Annotated in this window: 14 protein-coding genes; 8 read left to right on the top strand and 6 right to left on the bottom strand. The window is 39.6% G+C overall.

Translation table 11 applies throughout. The features are described 5' to 3' along the window. From DZC72_RS04185 to DZC72_RS04165, 5 genes are read left to right on the top strand one after another with little or no spacing between them, the layout of a single operon-like run. The gene (locus tag DZC72_RS04185) at window positions 1-1,755 is read left to right on the top strand and encodes a site-specific DNA-methyltransferase (RefSeq protein ID WP_125221621.1); all 1,755 of its coding nucleotides are present in this window, start codon (window positions 1-3) and stop codon (window positions 1,753-1,755) included. Between the two features lie 11 nt (window positions 1,756-1,766). Beyond that, window positions 1,767-4,442, top strand: coding sequence for a DEAD/DEAH box helicase (locus DZC72_RS04180; RefSeq protein WP_125221620.1), 2,676 nt, complete (start codon window positions 1,767-1,769; stop codon window positions 4,440-4,442). Then, a complete protein-coding gene (locus tag DZC72_RS04175; RefSeq protein ID WP_125221619.1) occupies window positions 4,435-4,971 on the top strand; it encodes a hypothetical protein in 537 nt (178 codons plus the stop codon). The genes DZC72_RS04180 and DZC72_RS04175 overlap by 8 nt, the downstream gene beginning before the upstream one ends. Window positions 4,972-4,990: 19 nt before the next feature. Then, window positions 4,991-5,212: a hypothetical protein gene (locus tag DZC72_RS04170; protein ID WP_125221618.1), complete on the top strand. Its 222-nt coding sequence runs from the start codon at window positions 4,991-4,993 to the stop codon at window positions 5,210-5,212. Beyond that, complete coding sequence (locus DZC72_RS04165; protein ID WP_125221617.1) at window positions 5,209-5,631, top strand: protein-export chaperone SecB; 423 nt, start codon at window positions 5,209-5,211, stop codon at window positions 5,629-5,631. Before DZC72_RS04170 ends, DZC72_RS04165 begins: the two co-directional genes overlap by 4 nt. A gap of 535 nt (window positions 5,632-6,166) precedes the next feature. On the opposite strand, the gene DZC72_RS04160 is transcribed toward DZC72_RS04165, so the two are convergent. Continuing rightward, window positions 6,167-7,087 carry a hypothetical protein gene (locus DZC72_RS04160; protein WP_125221616.1) on the bottom strand — a complete coding sequence of 307 codons (921 nt, stop codon included), beginning with the start codon at window positions 7,085-7,087 and terminating at the stop codon, window positions 6,167-6,169. 28 nt (window positions 7,088-7,115) lie between these two features. After that, the gene (locus DZC72_RS04155) at window positions 7,116-8,540 is read right to left on the bottom strand and encodes a hypothetical protein (protein WP_125221615.1); all 1,425 of its coding nucleotides are present in this window, start codon (window positions 8,538-8,540) and stop codon (window positions 7,116-7,118) included. 136 nt (window positions 8,541-8,676) lie between these two features. On the opposite strand from DZC72_RS04155, the gene DZC72_RS04150 reads away from it, so the two are divergent. Genes DZC72_RS04150 through DZC72_RS04140 form a run of 3 tightly spaced genes read left to right on the top strand, consistent with a single transcriptional unit; the run spans window position 8,677 to window position 12,657 of the window. Next, window positions 8,677-9,201, top strand: coding sequence for an RNA polymerase sigma factor (locus DZC72_RS04150; protein WP_125221614.1), 525 nt, complete (start codon window positions 8,677-8,679; stop codon window positions 9,199-9,201). A gap of 52 nt (window positions 9,202-9,253) precedes the next feature. Further along, entirely contained in the window at window positions 9,254-10,147 is an 894-nt protein-coding gene (locus DZC72_RS04145) for a FecR family protein (protein ID WP_125221613.1), read from the top strand. Between the two features lie 2 nt (window positions 10,148-10,149). Beyond that, the gene (locus DZC72_RS04140; RefSeq protein WP_125221612.1) at window positions 10,150-12,657 is read left to right on the top strand and encodes a TonB-dependent receptor; all 2,508 of its coding nucleotides are present in this window, start codon (window positions 10,150-10,152) and stop codon (window positions 12,655-12,657) included. A 134-nt stretch (window positions 12,658-12,791) separates the two neighbouring features. On the opposite strand, the gene DZC72_RS04135 is transcribed toward DZC72_RS04140, so the two are convergent. The 4 genes from DZC72_RS04135 to DZC72_RS04120 are packed head-to-tail and all read right to left on the bottom strand — an operon-like array spanning window position 12,792 to window position 17,861. After that, window positions 12,792-15,032 (bottom strand): DUF7133 domain-containing protein, encoded by a 2,241-nt coding sequence (locus DZC72_RS04135; RefSeq protein WP_125221611.1) that lies wholly within the window; start codon window positions 15,030-15,032, stop codon window positions 12,792-12,794. A 40-nt stretch (window positions 15,033-15,072) separates the two neighbouring features. Then, window positions 15,073-16,383, bottom strand: coding sequence for a TRAP transporter large permease (locus DZC72_RS04130; protein WP_207891708.1), 1,311 nt, complete (start codon window positions 16,381-16,383; stop codon window positions 15,073-15,075). After that, window positions 16,384-16,857: a TRAP transporter small permease gene (locus DZC72_RS04125; RefSeq protein ID WP_125221610.1), complete on the bottom strand. Its 474-nt coding sequence runs from the start codon at window positions 16,855-16,857 to the stop codon at window positions 16,384-16,386. After that, window positions 16,857-17,861: a TRAP transporter substrate-binding protein gene (locus DZC72_RS04120; protein WP_243641639.1), complete on the bottom strand. Its 1,005-nt coding sequence runs from the start codon at window positions 17,859-17,861 to the stop codon at window positions 16,857-16,859. Before DZC72_RS04120 ends, DZC72_RS04125 begins: the two co-directional genes overlap by 1 nt. Window positions 17,862-17,870: the final 9 nt, after the last annotated feature.

Genomic DNA, 17,870 nt, shown 5'->3' with positions numbered 1-17,870 from the left:
ATGGCAAAGAAGAATTTACAAAAACTCGAACTCACTTGGATAGGCAAAGGCGAAGAACCTAAGCTAGAACCTCGTATTCTCATAGAAAGCCCAGAGTACAGCTATGGCGACCCCAATAGCCCCAATATGCTCATACACGGAGACAACCTCCTTGCCCTAAAAGCCCTCGAACAAGACTATGCAGGCAAAGTAAAGTGCATTTACATAGACCCGCCTTTTAATACAGGTGCAGCATTTGAGCATTATGATGATGGAGTAGAGCACTCAATTTGGCTGGACTTGATGTCAAGGCGATTTAGAATACTACATAATCTTTTAGCAAAAGATGGAGTAATGTTTGTTCATTTAGATGATAATGAAGCCGCTTATTGTAAGGTTTTATTAGATGATATATTTGGTCGTTCAAACTATATCAATCAAATTATAAATGCAACGAACAAGCCTTTTGGCTTTAAGAGCACTTCAGGAGGGCTTTTTAAACAAGCAAATCATATATTTTTCTACGCAAAAAATAAATTCGAGTTTAATTTAAATGCATCAAAACTTTTCATTGAGAAAGGATATGATACGCAATATAAATATGTTTTTCTGAACCCTGATGATGATAGAGAAAGTTGGAAGTGGGATACTATATCTAATGTAATTGCTAAAAATCAGGGATATGCTAATGCAAGGGAAGCAAAGAAAAAAATAGAGGATTTTGAATTACAAGTTGCAATGTTTGCCATTGAAAATGCTGATAATGTTTTCAGAACTGCTTCTGTTTCTGGTGGTGCTTATTTAAAAAGAAAGGAAACAATACTCAAATCTAAATCGATAAAAGATAAAATTGTAACTCATCCAAATGATGATATGGATTACCTCTTTATAGGTGGTGAAAGAGTGCTATCATATAAAGAAAGGCTAAAGGAAATAGACGGTTATAAGTTGCCAGGTGAACTTATCACAGATATTTGGACAGATATTTCAATTGAAGGTCTTGCTAATGAGGGAGGTGTAGATTTTCCAAAAGGTAAGAAACCCGAAAAATTGATAGAAAGATGTATTGATATGACAACTCAAGAAGGAGACTTGGTTTTAGATTCATTTTTAGGTTCAGGTACTACAGCAGCTGTTGCTCATAAAATGAAAAGAAAATACATTGGAATTGAATTAGGAGAACAAGCACACACACATTGTCGAACAAGATTACAAAATATAGTAACAGGCAAAGATTTGTCGGGTATTTCTAAGGCTCAAAACTGGCAAGGCGGTGGCGGGTTTAAGTTTTACACCTTAGCCCCAAGCCTTTTAAAGAAAGATAAGTTTGGTAACGAAATCATCAACCCAAGCTACAATGCTGATATGTTGGCAGCCGCTATGGCTAAGCAAGAGGGTTTTAAATACCAACCCCACGAAAGCAGCTATTGGAAACAAGGGCAAAGCAGTGAGCAGGATTTTATTTTTACCACTACCCAATTCCTTACTGTAGAAGCTTTAGACAGCATCAAAGACGAAATGCAACCAGGCGAAACCTTGTTGATTTGTTGTAAGTCTTTCCAAAAGGAATGCAAAGGCAAGTTTGGCAACATCACCATCAAGAAAATACCTTTAATGCTCTTAGGTAGATGCGAATATGGTAAGGAAGATTACAGCTTAAATATTATCAATATGCCGTCAGAAGATGATAGCGATAACCAACCAATTGAGGATGATAGCAGTGTTTTAAAAATTAATCAAGAAAACCAAAAAGGCACTCAACCAAAATTATTCTAAAAAAATAAATAATGAATCAAACAGCAAATTATATAAAACAACGCTTATCACTTCGTGAACCGCTTCAAGATTCACTCGATATTGTGGCTCAACTTTGTCAAGAATTAGAGCTAAAAAAAGAAGTCGATTTAACAGTAGAATTAGAAAAAGTAAAAGCTCATTTTCCTACTTGCACCGATTTTGAAAGAGATTTTGTTTCTATTGCTTTTTCAATTGCCACAGGTGTAGGTAAAACCCGTTTAATGGGTGCTATTGTAGCCTATTTATACTTACAAAAAGGCGTTAAAAACTTTTTCATTTTAGCACCTAACTTGACTATTTACGACAAACTCATAGAAGATTTTGGCAATCCTGCCTATCACAAATATGTGTTTAATGGTATATCAGAATTTGTACACAACAGACCCGTTGTAATTACAGGAGACAACTATGCACAACAAGGAGCATTGTTTTCAGATTCCGAAATTCGCATCAATATTTTCAATATTGCCAAGTTCAATTCCGACAACAGAGGCACAAAGCAAGGTGGGGTTTCTTTAGCTCCAAAAATCAAAAGATTATCCGAGTATTTAGGGCAATCCTATTGGGAATATTTATCAGGTTTGGAAGATTTAGTTATTCTAATGGACGAAGCACACCGCTACCACGCAGATGCTTCTAAAAATGCCATAAATGAGCTAAAGCCCATTTTAGGCTTAGAAATGACTGCAACTCCATTTGATGAAAAAGGAAAACAATTCAAAAACATAGTTTTTGAATATTCCTTAGCCCAAGCATTATCAGATGGTAAGTATGTAAAGAACCCAGCTATTGCCACTCGTAAGAATTTCCAAAAAGGCTCTTTATCCGATAGAGAGGTAGAAATCATCAAATTAGAAGATGCAATAAGCATACACCAAGACACCAAAAACGAATTGGAAATCTATTCCAAAAACAACGAAGTGAAATTGGTAAAACCGTTCATATTGGTGGTTTGTAGAGACATTTCTCACGCCAAAGAAATATACGAACTCATCAATACAGATGGGTTTTATGATGGGCAATACAAAGGCAAAGTATTACAAATAGATTCATCAACTAAAAAGGAGGAAGATATTGAGCAACAGTTTATTTCATTAGAAAGTCCAGATAACGAAATAGAAATTGTAATCCACGTTAATATGCTAAAAGAGGGTTGGGATGTTACCAACCTATACACTATTGTGCCACTTCGTGCCGCCAATGCAGGTATTTTAGTAGAACAAACCATTGGCAGAGGGTTAAGATTACCTTATGAGGGCAAACGAACAGGAGTAGATAAAATTGATAAATTAACGGTAGTAGCTCACGAAAACTTCAATGCTGTTATTGAAGCAGCCCAAGACCCTAATTCTGTATTAAACAAAATGAGTTTTGTAGAAATAGCCGAAGAAGATTTATCTACCAAAACCGTAGTGGTTACCTCTCAACCAGTAATGGAGCAAACTTTTGTAAAGGAGCAGGAGAAAATCAATGTCATTGTTAACCCCCAAGACAAACAAAAGGCACAAAACAACTTAGATGCTAAAAAAGCAATAATCAATGTACTTCCTGATTTTGGCAGTTTACCCGAAGTAAGACGGGTAGAAGATTTAAGCAAAGAGGAAGTTAAGCGTAAAGTAATAAGGCAAGTAGAAAAAAACCTATCCGAAGGTCAAGGAAATCTATTTGCAGCTGAAATTGTAGCAGAAGCCAAAGAGGTGTATGACTCAATGGTTACCGAGTACAAGAAGAACATCATTGAAATACCTCGTATGGACTTGGTGCAAGGCGAAACAAGAGCCGAGTTCAAAACCTTTGATTTAGATATTACAGGATTTAATTTTCAAGCCTTAGAGCAAGAAATTATCCGAATGGGTTTAAAAGATAAGCAAGTAGAAACACTCAAAGCAAAATCAAGCGGTTCGTATGGGAATCCAATAAAACTAATCATTGCAGAATTAATTGATTACCCTGAAATTGATTATGATGAAAATGCAGAGTTGCTGTATCATTTAGCCACCCAAGCCTACGAAGCTATCAAAGCCAATATAAGCAACGAAGAAGAATTGCCTTCGGCAATCTTCCAATTCAAAGCAGCAATAGCGGAAAAGGTTTACAATCAAATGAAACAGCACTTTCAGTTGCATTCAGCTGATTATGTTGCCCCAAGAGTATTTCCATTTATACGCATAGAGCAATGGAGTTTCTCATCATTGGTAAATGCAGGCTACAAAGACTATCGAGATATTGTAAGTCCTACCAATATGATTCCTAAATATGTATTCAGAGGTTTTGAAAAAGCTTGTCATTTTGAATACAAGTTTGATAGTAAAGCCGAACAAGATTTAGCATTTGTATTAGAAAATGAAGCAACCGTTATAAAGTGGTTAAGGCCAGCACCCAACCAGTTCCGAATTTATTGGGATAACAACTCCAAAAGGTATGAACCTGACTTTATTGTAGAATCAGAAAGTACCATTTATATGCTTGAAGTTAAAAGGTCAGACCAAACCGAAGAAGAATCTGTATTAGCCAAGAAAGTAGCAGCGGAACGATTCTGTAAGTACGCTTCTGAATACACAGTAGCCAATCAAGGCAAAGAATGGAAATACTTAATTCTGCCGCACAACGAAGTAAATAGAACAGTAAGTTTTTCTTATCTAACTTCTAAATTTTTGAATGAGTAGTATTGTTACGGCATATCAAACTTTAGAGGACAGGGATAACATTGATGAAATCGAGTTTGAGGGTCCATTTAAGTGTACTAGGAATAATGCTTGGCTTGGACATGGCTATTATTTTTGGGATACAAATATAGATTGGGCAATGGCATGGGGTAAAAGTTGTTATCTTAATAAAGGCAAAAAATTTGTAATAGGTAGATGTCAAGTAAATTTATCAAAAGACTGTTTTGACTTATTAGGCTGTGTAGCACATTGGCAAGAATTTCTTGAAGTTATTAATGTTTTTATTACAAGTGGAAAAATTAAGGATTCTTCGCAGCAAACTGTTCCTAATATTATCATGTTTATGAAAAGGAAAGGTATTTTCCCTTATAAATCCATTAGGGCCGCAGATTTTCATAAAAATAGTATACAACTATATTTCAAAGAAGACCAAAAAGAATATATGGTTGTAAACCAAAGAGTTCAAATTTGCGTTATAGATATCAAAGAAGTACTTTTGCACCCCTTTTCAGTAATATATCCGGATTAATGAGTAATTTTATTAGAATATGAAATCACCGTTAGCAAAAAAATTAAAAGCAATTTTGGACAGTATGTCTCAAGAAGATTTTAATACTGATTGGGATGAAATTATTTCATTTGATCTAAAAGGTCCTTCTTTTGCAGATGTTTTTGAATATAATGCCAGTCACTTTCAAGTGGATTATGATTTACCTGAAGAAGGTAACACCTATAATGTACCTGTAAATTCATATAACCTAGCAGCGTGAGTAATCCGTCTACTTCAAATATCCAATTTGAAAGCTTTTCAGTAAGAGAAAGCCATATAAAATTCAATGAGCCTGGGAAGTATAAAATTAATATTCAATTCACTCCTAAAGGATATATTTTCATTAATTTAAATCAGTTCCATCTAAAATTAGATGTAAATATTAAGGATGCTGAAGATAAATTTGAAATTAAATTAAGTACTATATCTGTTTTTACATACCCTGAAGAGGCAAGTGTTGATGAATACAAGCAGAGTTTGTTTATCCTTAATGCCCCTGCAATAGTTTTTCCATATATACGAGCCTATATAAGTTCTTTGACCGCTTTATCGGGTATGCCTACTCTTACCTTGCCTACCTTAAATATGGCTAATTTAGGTGAAGAGTTAAAAGCTAATTTATCCGAAGTTTTGGATTAATTGAAAGATTTGTTATTAATATTTTTAATTTTATGATAAATAAAAGAAAATCAAATTAATTATAAAAGGCATACAATTCGGATACCCATTAAGTTGGCTAATTGACAAATAGTTGGATTATAAAGTTTTACCGTCCTTGGTTCGAGCCCAAGAGGAGGAGCAAAATGAAGAGAAAACCTTGTCTATAACGACAGGGTTTTTTTGTGCCCAAAGGATTATGGGCGAGAAGTTTACCCTAAGTACTTCTGTACTCAGTTTAAAGCTAGTCGAAAGGAGTCCAAGTCTGTGCTGAGCTTGCCGAAGTGGGGAGGAGAAAAATTAGAAAGAAACCTTGTCTATAATGACAAGGTTTTATTCTTTGGAAAATTTTTCAGTGTGGGAAGTAGGCCCTCATGGAACATTCTTTGTTTCTGGTTTTTGGGGATAAAAAAACTGCCCTAAGCAATGAGCCTAGGACAGTCTGACCAAACCCTTCTTTTTCATAGCGGGGGGTTCCATAGTAGCAAAAGGTTCTTAGGTCATCATGGGCATTTTCTTATTTTTCAAAGGTCAGTAGGTCCGTTCCTCCGTTTCCACCACTTACATGGATCAGTTCAATTTTATTTTGGGTGTGGGAAATGACGTTCCAGTCTTCGGTCAGTTCACTAAAGTCGGCCGGAGAGGCAAAAAAGATGTTGAAGTCAATTTCACCGGAGGAGCTTCCGCCATTAAAATTCCCAATAGTGCATGAATTTTTAAAACGTAACCTGTCATCCCCGTTGATTCTAAGATCTACTTTGGATTCACCGTTGTAGAGTTCGATTTCGTGCAGGGTCCAAGTAGCCTCAAAATTCGATAGATTGGGTACTGAAATTATGACTTGGATGTTATTCCCGGCACCTGAAGCCTGCCATGTACCAGAAAAACTATCCGAGCCCGCAGTAACAGTAATGCCACCATCCGCGGTAAAATTGAATCTGTAACCAGAATAAGAGTCCTCAAAGTCGTCATCGTTCAACTCCAGTTTGTCCACAAACCAATCAGAGCAAGAAGTGATTACTTCGGTCAATTGGTTCACAGTACAGTTGTTGCAATCATCATCGTTGTCATCGCCGCTAGAATTATCATCGTTTGAATTGTCATTTGAGTCATCATTAGAGTCGTCGCTTGAGTCATCATCTATGGTCACGGACCAAGTTCCCGTTACCGTGGTGTTTCCATTATCGGCCACAAGACTGCCATCTGGATTAAAAGTGAACCCGTAGTTCAAAAAATCGTTGGTTTCGTTCTTTCCGGAATCTATGAACTTTGTAATGGTCCATGCGCCGTTGGAGGTTGCCGTGTTGTTCAACGCTTCAGCATCTGCCTGTAGCTGTGCCAGGTTTGGCATTTGGCTATCGCTGTCCTCTTTGGTACATGAGGCAAAAAGAAGGATTGCCGTAGTTAAAATGCCTAGTTTAAAAATGTTCTTTTTCATAGTAATTGTATTTAAGTTATTAGGGTTATTATTTTTTTATGAATATTAAAGTATCCGTTCCTCCACCACCGCCACTGGTGTCCGAAAGTTCCAATCTGTTGTCTGTCAAGGAGATTACGTCCCAGCTGTCGTTGAATTCGTCCAACGGATCATTGGAGTTAAAGTCCAACATAAGCTCCGTGCCGCCGTTTTGTGAGGACCACGTTCCGTTGATGGTGGAGGAACCGTTGGTCGCCGTTAGGCTTCCGTTGGGGTTGAAAGTGAATTCAAAAGCTATATAAGGAGCGGTAGCATCCGCACCATCATCCAAATAGGTATCCACTAGCCAGATACTTGATGGCTCCGTAAGCGTATTGCTCAAAACATCCCCACTAGTTTCTCCACCTGAACATGAACTTTCAAATCGCAACCTGTCCTCACCCATTCTTAAATCCAGTGTTGCTTCTGATATATTCTGTTGTATTTCATGTATGTTCCAGGAATCATTAAAATCAACCAGACCGGGAATATCGATTAGTAGGGTCATGTTATTTCCTGAACCGGTTGCCTGCCAACTACCGAAAGTGGTGCCTTGGGCACTGTTAACCTCTATTTCACCATTGGTCATGAAGGCAAAGGAATAGCTGCTGTAGAGGTCTTCCAGGTCATTGTCGTTTCGTTCCAGTTTATCCACTGTCCACGACGTACAAGTTGAGAAAATCGTTTCTATAGCATCCGTGGAACACGAATCACAGTCATCATCGTCATAATCATTGTCATCATCCTCGTCGCAGACATCCTCGGCGTTTTCTATGACAGTTTCCAATTCCGATAGGGAACTCACACTGATTTGAGTGCCATCAAAAAGGACTAGACTAATAGGAAATAGAAGGGTTGCCGCGGAGTATTCGTCAATATCCTTGATGAAGTCAAATAGATCCTTGTCATTGTCAAAATTAAAGGTCTCAACGAGTTCACTGTTCTCGTTAAAGGCCGAAGCTCTTATGGGATACACAAAATCGATACATTCTATATCATCGTCAATGGCGTTTTCTTCTGGACATACTGAAGTCAAGGAAAGAAGCTCAGATAGGGAGTTCACCACTGTGGTCTCAAAATTGGATGCCATTAAGCTAATTGGATATTGGATTTCTAGAACATCGGTATCATCAAGACTACTATCAAATATGTTTTCGATGGTCTGGAAATCACTTTGGCTTGAAACGACTACTTGCTGTCCATTGGCGCTTACGGTTACCGGCAATACCAGACTAAAACAGCTTGCATTGTCTATAATATTATCAGAAGATCCATCATTAAGGGAAGTGCTGTTAAGCAAATCTGCAATATTGGTATTTGATCCAATGAACTCTTGAGAAGGAGGGTCTATGGACAAATCATCTTCGGTCCTGCACGAACTGAAGGTTAAAAGTCCTAAAAGGGTAATTAAGGAGATTAGATTTCGGGTTTTCATTACAATGCTGTTTTTAATCGTATAAAAAGGATATCATGTCCCATTTAATACTAAAACAAACATCTTTGCCAATGTCCCATAAAAAAGTGAAATTTTTTTTTCTCTATCTTTAATCGCTACAAAATAACCATGACCATTGACCAAAGAATTACATTCCAATGTTTGCGATAAAACACTGTTTTCCAGTTTGTATGAAAAGTATGCTCCCGGACTGAACGACATCCTTTACTATAAATACGGGGCAAACCTAAACCCGGGCGATAAGGTTCAGGAAGCTTTCATAAAGATGTGGGAGAATTGCTCCAAGGTAACGGTGCAGACCGCAAAATCCTTTTTATACACGGTATCCAATAATATGATGCTCAACGAGATCAAGCATCAAAAAGTCGTACTTAACTATAAGAAGGTATCTCCTAAGGACTATACAAATGAAACGCCCGAGTTTTTAATGCGCAAGGAACAGTTTATGGAACGCTATGAAAAGGTGCTTTCCAGTTTAAAGCCGGAACAACGGGAGGCATTCGTACTGAACCAAATAGAAGGGAAGACCCATCAAGAGATCGCGGATTCCATAGGAGTGACCAGAAAAGTGGTGGGACATCGCATTTATGCCGCCTTTGATATTCTCAAGGAGCATCTGGAAGAGTTTCGGTTAAAATAATTTATGGGACATTTTATGTGTAAGTTGTTTTAGTTGTATATAGATATATCGAATGGAAAAGGAATACCTCATAAAAAAATGGTTGGACGATCAGTTGACCCCCGAAGAGTCCAAGGCCTTCGACGCTTTGGAGGAAAGTGCTTTCTACAAGGAAATCAAGATGGAAGGCAGGCGGTTTAAGGGACAAAATCCTTCTGAATTGCCCAGTTTCCAGGTATTGGAGCAAAAATTAGTCGCTAGGAAATCAAGCGCCACAAGAGTTTCAGATTGGCTGTTGAGGATTGCCGCCGTGTTTGTTTTGGGGTTAGGGCTCTATGTTTTTTACACTAAAAGTGGAGAAAATTTGATAGAGACCCAATTGGCACAGAAGGAACTGATCGAGTTGCCCGATAGTTCCATGGTAACATTGAACGAGCTATCAGAACTCGGTTTCAATGAAAACACTTGGGACAATGAGCGTACCGTAACATTAAGCGGGGAGGCCTTTTTTAAGGTGGCCAAAGGCAAAAAGTTCGATGTGCAAACCGCGCAAGGGATTGTTAGGGTAATGGGTACCCAATTCAATGTACAGGTATCTGACGAAGTGTTTAGTGTCATTTGTTACGAAGGTCTTGTTCAGGTACTATATGGCACTGATAAAATTGAGCTTCCTGCCGGAAATGCCTATAGGATAATCAATGGAAATGTCGAAGCCTTCACCGTCTCCGTTGTAGAGCCGGAGTGGCTTAAAAATATGAAGGTTTTTGAAAATGCATCTTTCAAAATCGTGTTTAAAGCGCTTGAGGACCACTACAATATACGCATAGAAACGGAGGCCATAGTTAGTGATAAGGAGTTTACGGGAGCCTTTGAGTTGGACAATTTGGAAAATGCGTTAAAGGCCGTCACCAAAACACTGAATTTGACCTATGAGAGATCGATCGGGCGAGAATTTGGTCTTAATTAGGAATGCGGAAAGATAGCCTTTCATATATTGCCCTCGTCGTTTTCTTTTTGGGAACTTTCTCCAGCTACGGACAAGGGAACCAAGAAAAAGAGTTGCTCAAGGAAGTCCTCGAGACTTTATCGGAAAGGTATCAGGTGCAGTTTAATTACGAAAGCGATATTTTAGATAACGTATTTGTGGAAAGATTGTCCCCAAACTCATCCTTGGGGAAACATCTCCAGGCCTATCAATTACAAACGGGGTTACGGTTTGCACGGGTGGGCAGTTCCATATATACCATAACAAAACCGTACACGATATGTGGTTATCTAAGGGATGTGCTTTACCGGGAACCACTGGAAGGAGCGACCATTATGACAAGCACGGAGCGTGTGGTAAGTAAGGCCGATGGTTCTTTTCAAATCACCGTAAGTGCTCCTGATGAAATCGTGGAGATTCGGTTTTTGGGGTTTGTTACCTTAACGCCCAAGGCCGAAACTTTTGCGACGGGTACGTGCCCGATCATTGAGATGAACGAGGAAATCACCCAAATAGATCCTGTAGTCCTGGAGGGGTACCTCGTACGGGGAATAGATAGAAAGGGAGATGGAAGTACCGCCATAAATTTTTCAAGTTTTACCGCTTTGCCCGGTTTGATAGAAACCGATGTCCTACAGGCCGTGCAATCGCTGCCCGGCGTGGTAAGTGTGGATGAAACGGTATCCAATATAAATATTAGGGGAGGGTCGCACGACCAAAACCTGATTCTTTGGGACGGCATCAAGATGTACCAATCCGGCCATTTTTTTGGTCTTATATCCAGTTTCAACCCACAGATTACAAAAGAGGTAAAAGTGGTCACGAATGGTACGGACGCCTCGTATACCGATGGTGTTTCGGGGAGTATCCACATGACCACGGATTCGCATTTACAGGAGCAATTTAAAGGAAGTCTAGGATTGAATTTTATAAGTGCCGATGTTTTTGCGGATATTCCTGTAGGAGAAAGGTCTTCTTTACAATTGGCGGCAAGACGATCGTTGAACGATGTTTTTAATACATCGATTTACGATACGTATTTCAATCGGGTCATCCAACAAACGGAAATAGAGGATAACGAGGAGAACGTGGTAAACTCCAATCAGGAATTTAATTTTTACGATACTTCGATACGATGGTTGTACCATCCAACGGAAAAGGACCGTATTAGACTCAATTTTATCGTTTTTGGAAATAACCTCGATTTTGATGAAACCTCCTCCGTGAACCAGGAGTCGGTCACAAGGGGCAGTGGCCTGGTACAGAACAGCGTTGCGGTAGGTTTGGGATACGAGCGAACTTGGAACGATACATTTTCAACAACCATAGATGCCTATAATACAGATTACAAACTTCAAGGGATAAATTCAGATGTGCTACAGGGGCAACGGTTTTTACAAGTAAATACGGTATCGGAAACAGGTATACGACTAAAAGGGGCCTATAGATGGAACAATTTTATGGGCACCATGGGCTACCAGGCAATAGAATCGGAAGTTATTAATGAAAACGATATTGATATCCCCAGGTTTTTAAGAAGGGATTCTGAAGTGCTTCTGGAACATGCCGTTTTTCTTCAGGGTCGTTATCGTAACAACAACGGGGGATTCACCTTTAACCCTGGAGTCCGTTTAAACTATAATGGGAAATTTGATGAATTCTTGGTTGAGCCCAGAATTAGTTTAAGGAAGAAATTGGGTAACAATTTCCATTTGGAGGCTTTGGGTGAATTGAAGCACCAAAATGTTTCCCAAATCGTAAATTTTCAAAACGATTTCCTAGGCGTGGAACGAAGAAGGTGGCAATTGACGGATAATGACAGTATACCCATTTTAAGGAGCAAACAGGGCTCTTTGGGACTTCAATTTGCAAAAGCGGGTTGGCTGGTAGATGCTACGGGATATGTGAAGGAAGTGGAGGGTATTACCACCCAGAGCCAAAGTTTTACCACAAAGTATGAATTCCGAAAGGAGCAGGGCAGTTATGATGTCCTTGGTTTGGATATGCTCATAAGAAAACAGGTTTCCAACTTTAGTAGTTGGCTCAGTTACTCCTACATGGTCAACAACTACAACTTTGAAAACTTGGAAGAGAGCAGGTTTCCCAGCAACTTTGACAATACCCACTCCGTAACTTTTGGCACCACCTATTCAAATGATTTTTTGGATTTTTCGGCCGGTATAAACTATAGAACCGGCAAACCTACCTCCGTGCCCGTTTTAAACAATGAAGTGGTTGATGGTGATATAAATTTTGATGATGCCAATAATACCAGATTACCGGATTATTTGCGAATAGATATGTCCGCCATCTACAAGATTAAACTTATCCATGGTCTTAATTCAAAAATTGGTGCATCCTTATGGAACGTGTTGAACAAGGAAAACGCCATAAACGACTATTATAGGCTAGGGCTAGACAATTCCCCAAACCAAATTACGCGCTTTGCATTGGGTACCACTTTGAACGTTATGGTACGACTGAATTTTTAATCCCCTATTATTTTTATCGTATTAGAATCGAACCTATTATAATCTAGGAATATACCCAATAGTCTATCTTGGTCTACGAAGTACCAGAAAAAGCCCAGGTAATTTTTTATAAAATATTATTGATTTTGATACGGCTACTTTTTCTCCACATCAAATTGTAACAATTCGTCCTCAGTGAACTCCGTACCAGAGGAGGATTTTATATTTCTCAGCTCATTAATACGCTTCTCCTTAAGTGTCCTGGGAGTTGGTGAAAATGCGTTGGTAACATAGGCTATTAAATCTGCAATGTCCTTATCGCTTATTTCCTCATTTCTTATGAGTCCGGGCATGGCCAAATTTAAATCGTATTCCTGCCCGTTCACATGAATGGGCCCCTCAAGTCCATGAAGCATAATAAGTGCCAAGCGCTCCGTTCTATCAACGTGTTCAGAATTGATCAAGGGCGGGGCCAAGCCTTCTATTCCCTGACCATTTATTCCATGGCAAGAAGCACAGATTTGGGAAAATAGCTTTGCACCGCTTGTTCTATTGTCCTCATTTAAGGATTTTACTGAAAATATGGGGTTTAATTTGTTGTTATTCTCATTGGCTATAGCGTTTTGGATACTTTCTTTAAAGGCAAAGAATTCTTTTTCCCCAAGGTCCAGATTATCAATAAACCCACTTTCTATACCATCCAAACCACTGACCAATGCTTCCAGAACGATTGGATTTTCCGGATGTCTATTTAAAACGGTCAAAAGTGATTCTGTAAATTTGGTGGAATCCAACTTGATCCAATCGCCTAGAATACTGCTTAAATAAATATCCAAGGTAATGTCGTCCTTTTCAAGTACGTAATCCAAGATATCTTTAGCTAAATCCTTATTTTCTTCAGATACATACATCTTGCTTAGAACCAAGGCATGGGCCATACTATTTTGATGCCCTTTCTTTATTACCTCGGTTAGAAATTCAAAAGAAAGCTCGTTCCAATCTTCAAGAACATACAAAGCATGTAATGGTCCCCAACTATGTGCACTGTTTAATAGGTAGTTCTTAACTTCACTAATGAGTTCATCTGTTTTCCTATGGATAAGATGGTGTTGTGCCCTATCTCGAATCCATCCAATATCGCTGGAAAGCAAAGAAATAAGTTCCTTGCCATTCGTTGTTTTAAAATCTGGAAGCGGAAGATTAGGGGTACCTTCTCGCTTTACCCTTAGGATTCTACCAAAATCCGTTATAGTATCCAACCTAGTTTTGCTGGTTTTTTTCTTCAAATAAGGACTGAGGTAGGCATGATGGCCTATCATTCCCCTATGCATATCCACAATATATATGCTGCCATCAGGGGCGTTTTTGATGGACACTGGCCGAAAACCTTCATCCGTCGATGCCAAAAACTCCTTATCCTTCCACGCGTGCCTTGCCGTGATGGAATCGCCCTGGAAATTCAAGATTGTTCTTTTTATCAAGTTACCTTCGGGCAAGCAAACAAAAACATTTTGGTCGTACGAATCACTGAAAGTACCCCCTCTATACACAAGTGGACTGCAGGCTGCTGTGGCATTGATCAATATGCTATCCTGATTCAATACGCCCTTGGCATATCCTCTATTGACTGAAGTTGCATGAAGGGGATATACGCGTTGGTCACTGGTAATAAGATTGTCTACGCTGGAACTGGGCACAGAATATTTATTGCTTATCAAAGAATTGGGAAGAACGTAGTCACCTAGTAAAATTCTTGAATTGTCATTATAATAGAGTCGTCCAAAATTATCCTTTGAAATTCCCCACTGCCCCCTAAAGGTTGTTGGTTCCTTTTCCCATACACCGTTTTTTCTCCGATATCTAAAATTGGACTTGGCATTATAGATCCAATTGTCCACATTAAGAAGTAGTCCATTGGGCTGATGCTCCGGGTTACCTTCTACGGCATAAAGAGAGTCCACCAAGACTGGATTCGCGGGTTTGTCGTCTTTGATTTCCACGAACCATAAATAAGGAGGTTCCGCATAGAGCAAACCGCCATAGACATGGGCCAATGCCCTAGGCATGACCAGGCTGTCCAAGAAAATTTTTGCATGGTCTGCAATACCGTCATGATCTAAATCTTCGATAATACGAATACTTCCCACGGGATCGTTTTCGGCGGAGCCCTGCATATCGTTCATGTAACCGGGCATCTGTGCTACCCACATTCTGCCCTTATCGTCAAAATCCATGGCCACGGGAGCCTTGAGGAGTGGTTCCGATGCCAAGACCTTTAAAGTAAAACCTTCTTCCAAGGTATAGGTATCCAAAGGTATTTCGGTTTCTTCATAAGAAGGTTTACAAGAGCAAAGAAAAACAAAGGCAATAGTTATGGGAACAAATACAAACTTCATGAATAAAAAATTGTTTGGGGAAATCATTGTAGTATCATTTCTAATCTATCAACCCAAAAAATTGGGGTAACCACAATGATATTCCTGAAAAATACGTAATTAAAAATAGTACAAAAACCATGGCCAATAAAAGGGGTAATAGGGGTTTAATAACCTTGCCAACAGGCACTTGGGCCACGCCACTGCCCACAAAAAGTAAAGTACCCACCGGAGGGGTACAAACGCCAATACACAAATTCAATACGATTACCATACCGAACTGAACGGGATGCATCCCTAGTGCTATGGCAACGGGAAGGAAAATAGGGGTAAAAATGAGAACCGCTGGGGTCATATCCATAAAAGTTCCTACAATAAGTAGTATTAAGTTGATGAGCAAGAAAATCAATATGGGGTTACTTACGGAATCGACCATGATTCCTGTAAGCAATTGGGGTATGCCCTCAAAGGAAAATACCCAGGACATGGCCATGGAAGTGGCAATCAAGAACATGACGATGGCCGTAGTTTTGGCACTTTTCAACAAAATGCCCCTAAAATCCCTAATATGCAGTTCCTTGTTGAGGAAACCTAAAAAAGCGGCATAAACAACGGCAATTGCCGCAGCCTCAGTCGCTGTAAAAATACCGGCAACGATTCCTCCAACCACAATAACCAAAAGCGTAAGGCTGAGAAAGGCTTCCTTAAAATCAATAAAAAGTTGTTTAAAGCCAACCCTATCGGCCTTGGGTAACTTCTTCTTTTTAGCATAAAAAAAGACCATGACCATAAGTGCAAGGCCCACCAAAATACCAGGAATATAACCTGCCACAAAAAGGGCGGCCACGGAGGCCGTTCCCCCACTTGCCAAGGCAAAAATGATGAGTACGTTACTGGGAGGTATCAATAGGCCCGTAGTGGATGAACTAATGTTTACGGCAGCACTAAATTGCCTGGGATATCCTTCTTTTTCCATTTTGTCCGTTAGGGTACTACCAATGGCCGAGGCCGCAGCTATGGCCGACCCTGAAATGGCCCCGAACAACATGGCGGAAATGATGTTTACATATGCCAGTCCTCCAGGAAGACTGCCTATTAGGGATTTGGCCAAAGCAATAAGCCTATTGGCCACCCCTCCACGGTTCATGAGTTCACCAGCCAGAATGAAAAATGGGATAGCGAGCAGGGCGAAATTATCGATACCGGTGGTCATACGCTGGGCCACCGTGGTTACAGAAGGGTTAAAGGCCATATTGATAACAAGTACCAGAGTAGTGGAAATTCCTATGGAGTAGGCTACGGGTACCCCGTAGAGCAATAAAATGGCAAAACTTAAAAAAAGGACCAAAACACTTATAAGCTCTATACTCATTTACTTACTATTTAGTTGTTTAACGTTGTACCATGAAAAGAACATAATAATAAGACCACATAAGGGCACAATACTATATACGTAACCCAGTGGTAGATGCAGGGCAGAGGAGGTTTGGCCCAATCGAAGCGTGGTATAGACCAAATTGCCACCGCCAATGACCATAACCACCAATGCAAAAATGGCCATTGCTATTTGGATTACTTTTTGTCTACTTTTTCGTTTGGTCTCCGGCAATTTTAATAGTAAAAAATCCATGGAAAGGTGACCTTCTTGCTGCCCGTTGATATAGGCAGCTCCAAGTACTGTGAGCCAAATCAATGAAAAGCGTGCGAATTCCTCCGTAAAGGAACTTGATTGGCCTACGACATAACGGGATACCACTTGCCAAACTACGTCTATGACGAGTAAACCGAAAATGATCACCAAAAGGGCCTCGATTATTTTGTTGAGCAGAGTATATAATTTATGCATTATTCTGACCGTATTTTTTCGATTAGAGCTTTCATCTTTTCGTCTTCCATCATTTTCTCCATAATCGGGGCGGCAATTTTTGAAAATTCTGATTTGTCCGGATACAGGAATTCAACATTGGCCTCTTTTAGGACCTTCATATTTTCTGCTACTGTTTCCTTCCAATATTTTTTTTGATTTTCCACACTTTCATTGGCTGCTTCCTGTAGCCAAACTTTTTCCTTGTTATCCAAGGTGTCCCAAAAACGCGTACCTATTACTACCACATCCGGAACCATGGTATGCTCATCGAACGAATAGAATTTACAGACCTCGTAATGGTTGCTGGTAACAAAGGATGGAATGTTGTTTTCCGCTCCATCAACCACGTTTTGCTGTAGGGCGGTATAGAGTTCGCCATAGGCCATGGGGGTTGCGGAACCGCCAAGGGTGTTTACCATATCAACGGACATTTGGTCGTTCATGGTCCTGATTTTCATCCCCTCTAAATCCGCTGGGCTTTCTATTTGTTGGTTCTTTGCATAAAAGCTTCGGGACCCGGCATCATAGAAACATAGGCCACGTAGTAAAAATTCCGAACTGCTCATTAATAGTTCCTTCCCAATTTCACCTTCCAGTACCTTGAACAGATGTTCGCTGTCTCTAAATAAATAGGGAATACTGGTTAACTGATAGTCCGGGGCGAAGTTGGAAAGGGAAGCTGCGCTTACCTTTGTCATGGAAATACTCCCAATTTGTAAGAGCTCCAAAACTTCACGCTCTGTTCCAAGTTGTCCATCTGGAAAGACCTTTATTTGTAGATGCCCACCTGATTTTTGCGCCAAGGATTCTTTCATGTCCATAATGGCCCTGTGTACGGGATGTGTAACAGGAAGGGAATGGGCAAAATAAAGCACCTTGGTGTTATTTTCCAGAGCACAGGATTGCAACAAAAGCAAAGTACATACCCACAAAATTTTTGTGCGTATTCCTTTCAAGGCGATATTGTGAATTTTACGAATCAATATTAAGTT

The organism is Maribacter algicola (assembly GCF_003933245.1).
Lineage (GTDB): Bacteria > Bacteroidota > Bacteroidia > Flavobacteriales > Flavobacteriaceae > Maribacter > Maribacter algicola.
Note: the sequence above shows the minus strand (reverse complement) of the source record. Positions and strands in the feature narration are given on the sequence as shown.

What these genes read in the sequence shown, in the direction of transcription:
- DZC72_RS04185 (WP_125221621.1), top strand. Translation starts at nt 1, where the DNA reads ATGGCAAAGAAGAATTTACAAAAACTCGAACTCACTTGGATAGGCAAA.
- DZC72_RS04180 (WP_125221620.1), top strand. Translation starts at nt 1,767, where the DNA reads ATGAATCAAACAGCAAATTATATAAAACAACGCTTATCACTTCGTGAA.
- DZC72_RS04175 (WP_125221619.1), top strand. Translation starts at nt 4,435, where the DNA reads ATGAGTAGTATTGTTACGGCATATCAAACTTTAGAGGACAGGGATAAC.
- DZC72_RS04170 (WP_125221618.1), top strand. Translation starts at nt 4,991, where the DNA reads ATGAAATCACCGTTAGCAAAAAAATTAAAAGCAATTTTGGACAGTATG.
- DZC72_RS04160 (WP_125221616.1), bottom strand. Translation starts at nt 7,087, where the DNA reads ATGAAAAAGAACATTTTTAAACTAGGCATTTTAACTACGGCAATCCTT.
- DZC72_RS04155 (WP_125221615.1), bottom strand. Translation starts at nt 8,540, where the DNA reads ATGAAAACCCGAAATCTAATCTCCTTAATTACCCTTTTAGGACTTTTA.
- DZC72_RS04145 (WP_125221613.1), top strand. Translation starts at nt 9,254, where the DNA reads ATGGAAAAGGAATACCTCATAAAAAAATGGTTGGACGATCAGTTGACC.
- DZC72_RS04140 (WP_125221612.1), top strand. Translation starts at nt 10,150, where the DNA reads ATGCGGAAAGATAGCCTTTCATATATTGCCCTCGTCGTTTTCTTTTTG.
- DZC72_RS04135 (WP_125221611.1), bottom strand. Translation starts at nt 15,032, where the DNA reads ATGAAGTTTGTATTTGTTCCCATAACTATTGCCTTTGTTTTTCTTTGC.
- DZC72_RS04130 (WP_207891708.1), bottom strand. Translation starts at nt 16,383, where the DNA reads ATGAGTATAGAGCTTATAAGTGTTTTGGTCCTTTTTTTAAGTTTTGCC.
- DZC72_RS04125 (WP_125221610.1), bottom strand. Translation starts at nt 16,857, where the DNA reads ATGCATAAATTATATACTCTGCTCAACAAAATAATCGAGGCCCTTTTG.